Annotated in this window: 12 protein-coding genes and 1 other RNA gene; 2 read left to right on the top strand and 11 right to left on the bottom strand. The window is 32.6% G+C overall.

Translation table 11 applies throughout. The features are described from left to right. Positions 1 to 675: 675 nt before the first annotated feature. Positions 676 to 971, bottom strand: an RNA gene (gene rnpB, locus AA088_RS17780) — RNase P RNA component class A. Between the two features lie 173 nt (positions 972 to 1,144). Here rnpB and AA088_RS14845 point away from each other — a divergent pair. Together AA088_RS14845 and miaE are read left to right on the top strand one after the other, a co-directional pair. Further along, entirely contained in the window at positions 1,145 to 2,899 is a 1,755-nt protein-coding gene (locus AA088_RS14845; RefSeq protein ID WP_046745815.1) for a DNA polymerase III subunit gamma/tau, read from the top strand. 11 nt (positions 2,900 to 2,910) lie between these two features. Beyond that, positions 2,911 to 3,492, top strand: coding sequence for a tRNA-(ms[2]io[6]A)-hydroxylase (gene miaE, locus AA088_RS14840; protein WP_046745814.1), 582 nt, complete (start codon positions 2,911 to 2,913; stop codon positions 3,490 to 3,492). Between the two features lie 130 nt (positions 3,493 to 3,622). Here the strand turns inward: miaE and AA088_RS14835 are convergent, their stop codons facing one another. The 10 genes from AA088_RS14835 to AA088_RS14795 form a co-directional block, all read right to left on the bottom strand. Further along, entirely contained in the window at positions 3,623 to 4,216 is a 594-nt protein-coding gene (locus tag AA088_RS14835) for a porin family protein (RefSeq protein WP_046745813.1), read from the bottom strand. A 68-nt stretch (positions 4,217 to 4,284) separates the two neighbouring features. Further along, complete coding sequence (locus AA088_RS14830) at positions 4,285 to 5,211, bottom strand: Ppx/GppA phosphatase family protein (RefSeq protein ID WP_046745812.1); 927 nt, start codon at positions 5,209 to 5,211, stop codon at positions 4,285 to 4,287. Positions 5,212 to 5,228: 17 nt separating this feature from the next. After that, positions 5,229 to 7,331 (bottom strand): polyphosphate kinase 1, encoded by a 2,103-nt coding sequence (gene ppk1, locus AA088_RS14825; RefSeq protein ID WP_046745811.1) that lies wholly within the window; start codon positions 7,329 to 7,331, stop codon positions 5,229 to 5,231. Next, positions 7,328 to 7,813, bottom strand: coding sequence for a SixA phosphatase family protein (locus tag AA088_RS14820; RefSeq protein WP_046745845.1), 486 nt, complete (start codon positions 7,811 to 7,813; stop codon positions 7,328 to 7,330). The genes ppk1 and AA088_RS14820 overlap by 4 nt, the downstream gene beginning before the upstream one ends. A 14-nt stretch (positions 7,814 to 7,827) precedes the next feature. Then, on the bottom strand, positions 7,828 to 8,475 hold the full coding sequence (pdxH, locus tag AA088_RS14815) for a pyridoxamine 5'-phosphate oxidase (RefSeq protein WP_046745810.1): 648 nt from the start codon (positions 8,473 to 8,475) through the stop codon (positions 7,828 to 7,830). Between the two features lie 168 nt (positions 8,476 to 8,643). Then, on the bottom strand, positions 8,644 to 8,853 hold the full coding sequence (locus AA088_RS14810; RefSeq protein WP_046745809.1) for a hypothetical protein: 210 nt from the start codon (positions 8,851 to 8,853) through the stop codon (positions 8,644 to 8,646). A gap of 152 nt (positions 8,854 to 9,005) precedes the next feature. Further along, entirely contained in the window at positions 9,006 to 9,164 is a 159-nt protein-coding gene (locus tag AA088_RS18450; RefSeq protein ID WP_157547254.1) for a class I lanthipeptide, read from the bottom strand. Between the two features lie 121 nt (positions 9,165 to 9,285). Next, positions 9,286 to 10,992: a tetratricopeptide repeat protein gene (locus tag AA088_RS14805; protein ID WP_046745808.1), complete on the bottom strand. Its 1,707-nt coding sequence runs from the start codon at positions 10,990 to 10,992 to the stop codon at positions 9,286 to 9,288. Between the two features lie 12 nt (positions 10,993 to 11,004). After that, positions 11,005 to 11,913: a ribonuclease Z gene (locus AA088_RS14800; RefSeq protein WP_046745807.1), complete on the bottom strand. Its 909-nt coding sequence runs from the start codon at positions 11,911 to 11,913 to the stop codon at positions 11,005 to 11,007. A 24-nt stretch (positions 11,914 to 11,937) separates the two neighbouring features. Next, entirely contained in the window at positions 11,938 to 12,270 is a 333-nt protein-coding gene (locus tag AA088_RS14795; protein ID WP_046745806.1) for a hypothetical protein, read from the bottom strand. Between the last annotated feature and the right edge of the window lie 107 nt (positions 12,271 to 12,377).

Here is a 12,377-nt window from a genome sequence, read left to right as displayed (position 1 = left end):
ATCAATTACATAATGATAGTATAAAAAAAGTCTTCTTCGGAAGATTTTTTTATACAATAGTATTACTACGGAATCACCGTACACATCTGATTCATAGATTGTTTACCTTTACTTACGTAACTAAAAACTAGTAAATTATGTTAAAAAGTATTCGTAACCTTCAAGGAACAAATGAATTAAGCAAGACTTCTCAAAAAAATATTTTGGGAGGAATCAGACCTGCTAAAAAATGTTCATCACAATCAGACTGTACTATTGACCAAATTTGTCAGAATGGTAGATGTTTTGATTGTTATGACCCAAGTACTGGATATTGGTATTGCTAAGATTTTTCGATAATTAATACGGTTTTACCTTACAAATCGTATAAGTTTTTTATTTAAAATCAAGAAAAACCACACTAATTTTACTCGAAAGATAAATTAGTTTATTTAAATCTTTTTCATAAAGAATTTAGATGTTAGTGCAAAAAATAAAGGAGAGAATTCGCTATCAAAATTTGTATCATTTTTTCATATGTGAATTATTAAGTTAATACTAAGTTTTCTTCAAATTTAATCGTATGCGGTTCTCTCTTTTTATTTTACAGATTACATCAAAATCTCTTTATCATTAGTAAAATTCACGAGTTCATCATATATTCAACTAACACCTAGTTAATAGAAGAAAATAACTTAAAAAAGCAGGCTATAAGCCGAATTCTGTCAAGCCTTATCATTTATCTAAAATTATTGTTACCAATACTCTTTATCTGCCTACCCTTGAGCATCGAACGTGCAGCTCTCAATCGCTCATATACATGGCATTGCACCTTGTAGAGTTTACCTGATTTCACTACAGCATTACCTGTACATACTTTCTGTTGCACTTGTCCTCGCCTTTCGACGGACGGATGTTATCCGCTACAATGCACTACGGTGTTCGGACTTTCCTCTCCTTCTATTAGAAGCAGCGATAAGGTAGCCTGCTAACCGCAAAAATACATGCTTTAAACGAAAGAGCATCTTTTTTAAATAAAAATTAAAAAATACTTTCTATTTCTTTCGTATAACTGTTGATAAAAAAGAAGAAGTTCATATTATAGCACAAGGTACAATTGATATTGTATTACTATATTTGTCTCTTAAAAAATTACCCTATTTCTATGGAGCATTTTATCGTATCAGCGCGTAAATACAGACCACAAACATTTAAGGATGTTGTTGGACAACAGGCGATTACGAATACCTTAGAAAATGCTATAGAAAGAAGTCACTTAGCACAAGCTTTGCTTTTTTGTGGTCCACGTGGTGTAGGAAAAACAACGTGCGCCCGTATTTTAGCAAAAAAAATTAATCAGGATGGTACTGAAAACCCAGATGAAGATTTTGCTTTCAACATTTTTGAGCTAGATGCTGCTTCAAACAATTCAGTAGATGATATTCGAAACCTTATTGAGCAAGTTCGAATTCCTCCACAAGTAGGGAAATACAAAGTATACATTATTGATGAGGTACATATGTTATCTCAAGCAGCTTTTAATGCCTTTTTAAAGACTTTAGAAGAGCCTCCAAAACACGCTATTTTTATTCTAGCTACCACCGAAAAACATAAAATTATTCCTACAATTTTATCTCGCTGTCAAATTTTTGACTTTAAACGTATCGGTGTTAAAGATGCTAAAGAATATTTAAAGTACATAGCAGAAAGTCAAGGTGTAGAAGCTGATGATGACGCCTTACATATTATTGCTCAAAAAGCAGATGGTGCCATGCGTGATGCACTCTCAATTTTTGACAGAGTCGTAAGTTTTTCAGGAAAACAACTGACACGTCAGGCAGTAACTGAAAATTTGAATGTTTTAGATTACGAAATCTATTTCAAAGCAACTGATTTGATGCTTGAAAATAATATTCCGCAATTATTGATTGATTTTAATGAAACGTTATCAAAAGGGTTTGACGGTCATCATTTTATTGCTGGTATTGCTTCTCATTTTAGAGATCTCTTAGTCTGTAAAAATCAAGCTACTATTCCACTACTAGAAGTAGGTGAACAAACGAAACAGAAATATTTAGAGCAATCACAAAAAACATCTCATTCGTTTTTAATGAAAGGAATTGAGTTGGCAAATGATTCCGATTTGAAATATAAAACTAGTAGAAATCAACGTTTACTGGTTGAACTTTGTTTGATGCAATTAGCCTCTATCAATTATGATGGAGAAAAAAAAAATAGCAATCGGTTTATAATTCCTGCTACATTTTTTATTTCGCACAGTAAAAAAGTGTTGAGTAAAGATGAAAATCGAATTGAAACTGTTGTTCACGAATCCAAGTCGAAAGCTACTCCTACAACAACTGCAACTGAGAAACCATCTACGGAAGTAAAACAAACACTTCCAAACGTAGCAATTCCAACTCCACCAAAGCCAAAAATAGATATTTCTATGATGAAAAATAGAGTATCTGGCTTGTCATTGTCGAGTATCAAAGCCAAACAAGAACACTTAAAGAAACAGCAAAGTAAAGTAAAAGATCAAAAAGATCTTCCTAAAGATTCTTTCACTGAAGAACAAATGATTGAAGTATGGGATGCATATGTAGAAAAATTGGATGAAAAAGGAGAAAAAATCATGGCTTCTTTACTTGCTACAGACGTTCCAAAGTTAAAAAAGCAAACTGTTATTTGGCTTGAGCTTCCCAATGAAACTATGCGTATTGAGATAGAGCGTGCACAATATCCGTTGTTAGAATATATTCGAAGTGAACTCAATAATTATGATGTTTCTTTAGAAATTGATGTCAACGAAACAACTGAAAAAAAATATATTTTTGGTGCAAGAGATAAATACGAACGCTTACGTGAGATTAATCCTTTAGTTGAGCGCTTACGTAAAGATTTTGATTTAGAAATTTAAAAAACAACCACATGTTAGGCTTGAAACTTCCAACAGATCCACGTTGGGTTAATATTGCAGAAAAAAATGTTCAAGAAATTTTAACAGATCACGCATTTTGTGAACAAAAAGCGACAAGTACGGCAATTTCACTAATTGTGAGCTTTCCAGAATATCCTGAATTGGTAGAAGCCATGATTGCATTGGTTAAAGAAGAAATAAGTCACTTTAAAATGGTACATGATAAAATTCTGGCTAGAGGCTGGACACTTGGTCGTGATCGTAAAGATGAATATGTAGTCAGATTAACTCAGTTTTTTCCAAAAGGAGGAAGTCGCACAACACAATTAACACATCGATTGTTATACGCTGCTTTAATTGAAGCCAGAAGTTGTGAACGTTTTAAATTACTTTCAGAACATATGGAAGACCAAGAATTAGCTACTTTTTATAGAAACCTTATGGTTAGTGAAGCCAATCACTATACTATGTTTTTAGGATTTGCCAGACAATATGGTAATCGCGAAGAAGTGGACAAAAAATGGCAATCCTTGTTAGATTTTGAAGCAGAAATCATGAAAGATTTAGGTAAGAAAGAAACAATGCATGGCTAGAGAACCCTACGTAGCTCTATAAAGACCTTATGGTTTTGATATAAAAAAACATCCAATTAAACCTTTTAAATTGGATGTTTTTATTTTTAACTAAACTGTTTTACCTGTGTAAAACGATGCATATTTATAGTTACAACCGATAGGTAACGCCTATTTGAATCACTGCATTTTTTCCTTCCAAATTTGGCGCTCTATTTTCATCGAACATATCTGCCAAACCTAAACTGTATCTAGCTTCTAACGAGATGTTTTCAATAATATCCAATCCAATGCCTCCATTTACTGCATAATCAAAGTTTTTAAAGCTATCTTCAAATTCGTGAACTTTCACTCCTACTTGTGGTCCTAGTTGAATGTTTAAAAACTCTGTAAGTTCAATTTTAAACATAAGTGGCAACTGTAAATAATCGGCACGTAAATTTTCTTCTTTAGCGCCTTGAGCAGAATACAGGAATTCAGGTTGAAAACGTATTTTTCCCGCAACATGCATATCTATAAAAAAACCAAATACAGCACCTATTCTACTATCGTTCAATCCTTCTTGGATATCGTCTAAATTGGTACTGTTGTAATTTGAAATATTAATGCCTGCTTTAAAACCATACTTTGTTTCGGTATCGGTACTTACGTAACTTTGAACCTCTTTTTCTTCTTCAGATTCAATTTCTTGTGAAAACAGAGAAAAAGAAAATAACAACAATGAGCATACGAATATTTTTTTCATCCTTTAAATCTTTGGGTTAGTTCACTTACAATTCAATCATTCTTTTTTTAAAAATAGTAATTGGCTTTTTATTTGTTAATGATATTAGAGATAGATTTTTCTTTTTTCGACGTTTCGAAGAATAATGTCTTTATAATACCATCTGACAAACCAATTTTAGGAACATATATTTTTCTTGCACCACTCCATTTGCATGCAGAAAGGTAAATTCGAGTTGCAGGAATAATTACATCTGCCCTATCTGGGTTAAGTCCCAATTCAGAAATACGTTCTTCATATGTTAAACTCTGCAAAAATTGATATTGTGCATTTAGATAAATATATGAGAGTGGCTCGCCAATAGTTGTTCCTGACATTTTGTATAGCTTGTTAATGTTTCCTCCAGAACCTATTAATGACAATCGCTTAAGGTCTTTCGTGTTTCGTTTAATCCATTTTTCAATATCTTTCCAATCGTCAGGAGTTACCATTTCATTGAGCAATCGTACAGTACCAATTTTGAAAGAACGAGAAACTTTTATTTTACCATTAGAAAAAATAGTGAATTCTGTACTTCCACCACCTACATCAACATAGAGGTAATCTTTTTCTTTTTCAATCACATCATGCAAATCTGTAGAAGCTATAATTTGTGCCTCACGTTTTCCATCGATAATCTGGATATCAATTCCTGCTTTTTTACTGACTTTTTCAGCTATAACTGCTCCATTTTTTGCTTCTCGCATGGCAGAAGTTGCACATGCCATATAATCTTCAACGCCGTGAATATCCATCAACAACCGATACGATTTCATCGCATTAATCATTCGTTGCGCATTGTGTTTGGTAATTTCCCCATTGGTAAATACGTCTTGTCCTAAACGAATTGGTACACGAACCAACGAGCTTTTTTTAAACTTCGGAGGCTTGCTATCTTCTTCAATCACATTTGCAACTAACAATCGTATAGCATTCGATCCAATATCAATGGCAGCAAATTTTCTAATTCTCAAAATGGATACTTTTTTATTTTTTAATTTGATAATTTTTCTAAATAGTAATCGTAAGTAGCAAATTGCGAACGAACTTTTATCAATTGGTTTTTACGATATGCATTGTCCTGTTTTTCAGAAAACACACGAGCTTTTACATTATCACTCCAACCAATATTGAACGTGTCCAACAATTCCTTTTTAATATCTTCATCATATATTGGACAGGTTACTTCAACTCTTTTATCAATATTTCGCGTCATCCAATCGGCAGAAGAAATATAGATTTTAGGGTCACCTTCGTTTCCAAAGATAAACAATCTAGGATGTTCTAAAAACTTGTCTACAATACTAATAGCTTCAATATTTTCACTCATTCCTTTGACCCCTGGAATTAAACAACATATACCGCGAACAATCAATTGAATTTTAACACCTGCTCTACTTGCTTCATACAATTTATCAATCATTTTATAATCTGATAAACTGTTGACTTTTATTTTGATATATGCTTCTTTGCCTTCGGCAGCATTTTTTATTTCGGCATTAATAAGCTTATATAGTGCGTTTCGTGTATAATGTGGTGATATCATCAAGTGTTTATACTTTGCCACTTTGTAATTAATCTCAAAAAAATCAAACACTTTTGAGACTTCTTTTAATATGTTTTGATCTGCAGTAAATAATGTATAATCAGTATAAATTTTTGCCGTAGATTCATTTACATTTCCTGTACTTATAAATCCATAACGAACCGTTTTGCGCCCTTCTTGTCGTTCAATTACACAGGTTTTGCTATGAACTTTCAATCCTGGGACACCAAAAATTAAATGAACCCCTTCACTTTGCAATTGCTCTGCATATTTAATATTGGCTTCTTCATCAAAACGAGCTTGTAATTCAATCTGAACTGTTACTTTTTTACCATTTTTCACAGCGTTAATCAGCGAACTCGCCACATGAGAGATTTTTGCCAAACGGTATACTGTAATTTTTATTCTTTTTACTTTAGGATCTAATGCCGCTTCACGAAGAAAACGCACTACGTAACTAAATGTATGGTATGGGGCAAATTGAAGATAATCTTTTTGGGCAATTTTCTCAAAAATACTCCCTTCTAGGCTCAATCCTTTTATGGGTAATGGCGGATAGGTTTTGTAAAGTAAGTCTTCTCTTCCTAAACTTGGAAACGACATATAGTCTCTACGGTTATGATAGCGGCCACCTGGTATAAGACTATCAATATCGTCAATTCCCATTTTTTGAAGCAAATACTCAAACGTATCTTTGTCTATTGTCTTGTCATATACAAAACGTACTGGTTCGCCACTTCTCCTGCCTTTTACACTGGTAGATATTTTTTGAATAAAACTCTTTGTTAAATCATTATCAATGTCCAATTCAGCATCTCGTGTAATTTTAATCATATGCGCCGAGAAGCTTTCATATTCAAAAATACTAAAGATATTCGCTAGTGAATGACGAATTAAATCGTCAAGAATAATAATATACTTTTTGTCTCCATCATTAGGTAATACAATAAAACGATCGATTGTTTTTGGAATTTCAATCAAGGCATATTTTACTTTTTTTACTTTCGGCTTAAAAAAACGTGTGACTTTTTTGGTATTTTTCACTTGTTCTTTCATTACCATTCGAATAGCCAGATAAGCCGCTTTGTCTTTTAAACTTGGCATTTCATCAATATCATCCAAAATAATCGTCACTAACGCGGGACTTACTTTTTCAATAAAGTATTTTTCTATGTAAGCACTTTGACTTGGAGAGGCTTTTTTTTCATTAATAATAAAAATATTTTCCTTTTCAAGTTCTTTTTGTACTTCATTTAAAATTCGTAAACTTTCTGTTTGCTGCTTGATTACCATATTGGTAATCTGTTCTAACAAATCTTTTGCTTTTGCTCCACCAAGCACACTTCTTCCTCCTTTTCCTGCTTGGGCAATTCGTTTTACAGTTGCGTACCGAACTTTAAAGAATTCATCTAAATTGTTTGAAAATATTCCTATGAAACGTAAACGCTCAATCAACGGTACAGTTTTATCAGCTGCTTCCTGTAATACGCGACCATTGAATTGTAGCCAACTTATTTCTCTATTAATGTATTTATTTTGGTCTGTTGTCATTTTAAGTCTTTAGGGAATACTTTTAGAATTGTTTTACCTTCGTCAATATCTTTCCAAGCTTGAGTGTCAAATTGAATTACCACAGCACCGCTTGTCGGTACATTTTCAAACAGCTTACTTCCATATGTATTTACAACTGCTGTGATTGCATGATTATGTCCAAAAACCATGAGTGTATTTACTTCATCATTACACATTTTTATGGTTTCTAGTAGACCAGAACCACCAAAATCATACATTCCTTCTTTTATGACTACCTTATTAAAGGAGTAATTTAAACATCTTGTAAAAATGGCACAGGTGTGCAATGCACGGTTTGCGATACTAGAATAAATTATATCTGGTGTTTCTATTTTCTTAACAATGTGATTGGCCACCAAATGTGCATCTTTTATCCCTCGTAATTTGAGTGGACGATCTTTATCATCTACAGGATATTCCCATGATGATTTTGCATGTCGTACTATGATTAAAGTTTTCAATACAATTCTTTTTTTTAAGGTGCTAAACGTTCTATCTTCCAAATAAAATCTTCTTGTAATTGGTACCGAATACGATCATGTAAACGATTTGCTCTTCCTTGCCAGAACTCCATTTCCTGAGGTTTTACAATATATCCGCCCCAATGTAAAGGACGCTCTATTTCTTTTCCTTCGTAAGATTCTTCCAGTTTTTCTAATTTCTCTTCTAAAAACGCTCTCGAAGGAATCACATTACTTTGGTCAGATACCAATGCCCCTAATTGACTACCTCTAGGACGTGATTCAAAATAACCATCCGACAAATTCGTTGCTATTTTTTCTACTATCCCTTTGATGATAATTTGTCGTTCCATCGCTGGCCAAAAAAACGAAAGACAAACATGAGGGTTGGCAGCAATAGCCTTTCCTTTTTCACTTGTGTAATTACTGTAAAATATAAAACCTTCGTATGTGTATTTTTTAAGTAATACCACTCTACTTTTAGGAAAACCATCTAACCCAATAGTACTAATGGTCATAGCATTGACCTCTGCTACAGTTTCTGATTTTTCTACTTCCAAAAACCAATTGCGAAACATTTCGATTGGATTTTCAGGGCAGTTTTCTTCTAACAGTTCACTTTTTTCGTACGATTTTCTGTAATCACTTAAGTCTTGTTTCATCTATTTCTCTTCCTTAGCTTTTCATATGATACTGTGAATGCAATTTACAGTTTTTCATTCGTAATGAGAAGTAAAACAGTCGGCTTTTACGTTAAGTTTTCACAAAATATATTGACAAAAAAAGAGGCAACTTTCGTTGCCTCTTGTCTTTTTAATAATTCGCAAAGATTATTCTGGTTTTTCATATGTACAACTTCCTCCAAATTCACTTGGAGCATCATCACAGTTTAATACCGTAGGAGGCAACGTAGAAGTACATGTTTGTCCATATGTGTGCGGACAAGGATATGTTTCTCCTCCACCAACTATTGTATTTTTATTCACTTGAGAAATTTTAGTTTTGTTTAAGAGTAACCTGATTTTTTTTACTTTTTTCATGTTTATAGTGTTTAATTTTACCGCTATTTTATTAGGTTGTCGGTTTCACCTTTCCAATCGATTGGTATTGCCAAATTAGAAAGGAATGTACTCTCAAAAAAACAGGACTAAACCAAATTAGATGATTTACGTTGCCTTTGAATATCCTTTAATTATTTCTCTGCAAAACAAATTCCATTTTGATCGGGTTCTTGTGACATTGGTGCCGACACTGGCTCAGTACCACCTTTAATAGCTTTGAGCTGAAGTTCTTGAATGATTGCTACAGCAATTTTTGAGAATTGTAGTTTTCTTTTGTTTACTTTTTTCATAATAAATTGAATGTGAATTATTTTAATTTCTTAAAACTATAAATTCTAGCAAATACTTAAATTTAGAATTGCCTTAAATTGGATAATTTAAGGTATTCTATTGCATAACAGCCATCCTTAATTATTGTACTTCTATACGCTTTTCTAATTCTTTGATGTAGTATGACGGATTGATTCCTGTTGCTTTTTTAAAATGTTTAGTAAACGATTCTGGACTTTTGTAGCCAACTTCTAGAGCAATATGCTTAATTGCATATTTTCGAAATTGCCCATCTGTTTTTAATCGATTGATTGCATAGTTAATACGAAGTTCATTAAGATATTGATAAAAAGTTTTCCCTTTTTCCTCTTTCAAAATTTTGGTCAAGTATGTTGGATTTGTCTTTACCTTTTTTGCTAGATTTGCCAATGAAAAGTTACAATCAAGAAAGTATTCCTGTGTTTCAACTTTGTCAAGATTCTTCAAGACAAGTGCAACTTTATCATCATCAATCTTAATCTTATTTGTTTTTATATGCTCATTTTGAGTGGTTGTTTTTTGATTTTGGATGAGTTTTTCAAAATTTTCTTTATTACGCTTTGCTTTTCTTCTGTAATAAATGACAAAATAAACTGAAGCTACACAGATAATCATCACTAAACCAAGGGTATATTTGTAATGCGTTGTAGTACGATTGATATTCGCAATAACTTTATCGCGGATGCGCAATTCGTTTTTTAGTAGTGTGGTATTGATTCTATTGTTTTCTTTGTCTGTGATTTGCTCAATTTCTTTTCGAGCATTTTCATAGAAACGTGATTGTGTCGTTTCGCCTAAGGCAATATAACTTTTTGACAAAAAATCGTAGGTTTCAATCAGTTGTAAGGGTTTGAATTCATCATTTCCTACTTTTTCAGATTGATTTGCAACCAATATCACATTTTTTAAATACTCAATTGCTGTTGCGTAATCTTTTAAACGATAATGACAAGCGCCCATATAAAAAAGTGTCTCCGCCAAACGCTTTTTGTTTCCTATACTTTCCATATAGGTTTTAGCTTTGTTAAGGTAAATCAACGAAGTTTTGTATTCATCTTTTAGATAATAAGCAATCCCAAAATCAACATTGAAATAGCTTTCTCCTACTTTATCGTCGATGGAATGACTTATCTCGTATCCTTTTTTACTGTAGTACAAAGCTGAATCAGGTTGCTGTAATGTTAAGAACGTTCCGCCAATTCCCATTAATGTACGCGCAATTAGCGGTTTTTTCATATCTAATTCTACCGCTTTCTCGTAAGATGTTTTATAGTTTTCCAGCGCTTCTTCGTAATTGCCAGCATTGCGTTTTATTTTAGCAATATTGATCGCAGCTTTTAGAAGATCTTTTTTCTTATGGTGTGTAAAAGCGTCTTCGTATACTTGCGTGTAATACCTAAGCGCGATGTCGTCTTTTTTATCTAATACATATGCATTTCCGATTCGAAGTAAGAGAAGGTTTTTGTCAGGAAGATTTTTGTTTCCCATGAATTTTAATCCTCTATTAAGCGTATCAATTGCTGTTTGATACACTCCTTTTTTCGTAAGAACGATTCCCTTATGCAAGTATGCTTTTGCTATGGTTGCACTATCATTTTTGGCAAATGCATATACCATTAGCTCATTTGAAAACTGAATGGCTTTTTCAAAGTCTTTATTTAGATTTTCCTCAATTTTATGGATTAATGCTTGCTCATCTATTGCTTCAACAGGAATTTTTCTATGTTGACAACTGTTACTTATGAGATAGGCAAAACCTACAAGAAGTAGGTTTGTGATATAAATTCTTTTTTTTTCATTTAAAATCATTTCCCATAAATATTAATCAAATTCAAACACTTTTCCATCGTCGGCTAGGATAACGTCTTTAAAAACAGTTTTAGCTTCTTCTTCAAAAAGATGAAGACCATCGTAACGTGTAGAAAAATGTCCTAAGATTAGTTGACCAACATTTGCTTCCTTTGCTATAACTGCTGCTTGTTTTGCAGTGGTATGTTTTGTTTTTGCTGCCAACTGATCGTGTTTATCTAAAAATGTCGATTCGTGATATAACACATCTACATTTTTTATTTGATTTATTATTTGAGGGAAATACTCGGTATCACTACAAAAAGCGTAGCTTTTAGGTTTTGGCGGATCAAAAGTTAGTTTTTCGTTAGGAATTACTTCTCCTGAATCCAGGGTAATATCTCTGCCATTTTTAATGTTTTGATAGTAACATCTATCGATTTCATAGTTTAAAACAGCATTGATATTTAATTTTCGTTCTTTTGGTTTTTCTTGAAATAAAAAACCATTAGCATATACTCGATGTTGTAGCGGAATCGTCGTTACAATTACTTTATCATCTTCAAAAAGTACTTCTGCTTGGTCACTTTCTAATTCGTGAAAAATTAACAAGTAACTTGTCCATGACTTTGTAAGTTTTAATTGCAGCAGTGTTAATTCTTTGAGACCTTTAGGACCATAAATATGCAAATCTGTAGTTCTTCCCAACAACATAAATGTTGAGATTAAACCAATTAACCCATAAAAGTGATCTCCATGTAAATGAGAGATAAATATGTGCTTAACTCGAGCAAATTTAACCTTACTTCTACGCAATTGAACTTGTGTTCCTTCTCCACAATCAATTAAAAAAATATGATTGCGTATTTCTAAAACTTGTGCTGTTGGGTTAGTGTTTTTTGTAGGTGTAGCTGCATAACAGCCAAGTATGGTTAATTTCATTCGTTGTTAATAATCATTCAAAAATTAAAATCCCAAATCGCGCTCTATCTCTTCCATTTCTATAATATCATACGCTTCTTGTAATGTTGGGACAGTCATGATTGCTTCTGGCAATTCGTCGGTACTGATTTTATTAGTCACAATAACAAAAGAGTGTTTCTCTTGTCGGTGCTTTTTTGACAGTTGTAAAAATTCGACTAAATCTTCTCGTGTCAAATCTCCAAGAGAAAAAAGATTTACAATGATATTGTAGTGTTTTATTTCATCATAACGTGCTTCAATCTTTTTTACAAGTTCAACTGTATTTGCAGATTCTTGTGTAATGACAAGAACATTTTCTTGCTTGTCTAAAATCATAATTAAAAATTTAGAGGGTTTTTAGGCAACATCTTATTGAAAGACGTATTTCCAATTTACAAAAATTAACGCATATTTTTACAAAAAAATACAATTTGATTTTTTGT

Origin of the sequence: Kordia zhangzhouensis (assembly GCF_001005305.1) — a bacterium.
Taxonomy (GTDB): Bacteria; Bacteroidota; Bacteroidia; order Flavobacteriales; family Flavobacteriaceae; genus Kordia; species Kordia zhangzhouensis.
Note: the sequence above shows the minus strand (reverse complement) of the source record. Positions and strands in the feature narration are given on the sequence as shown.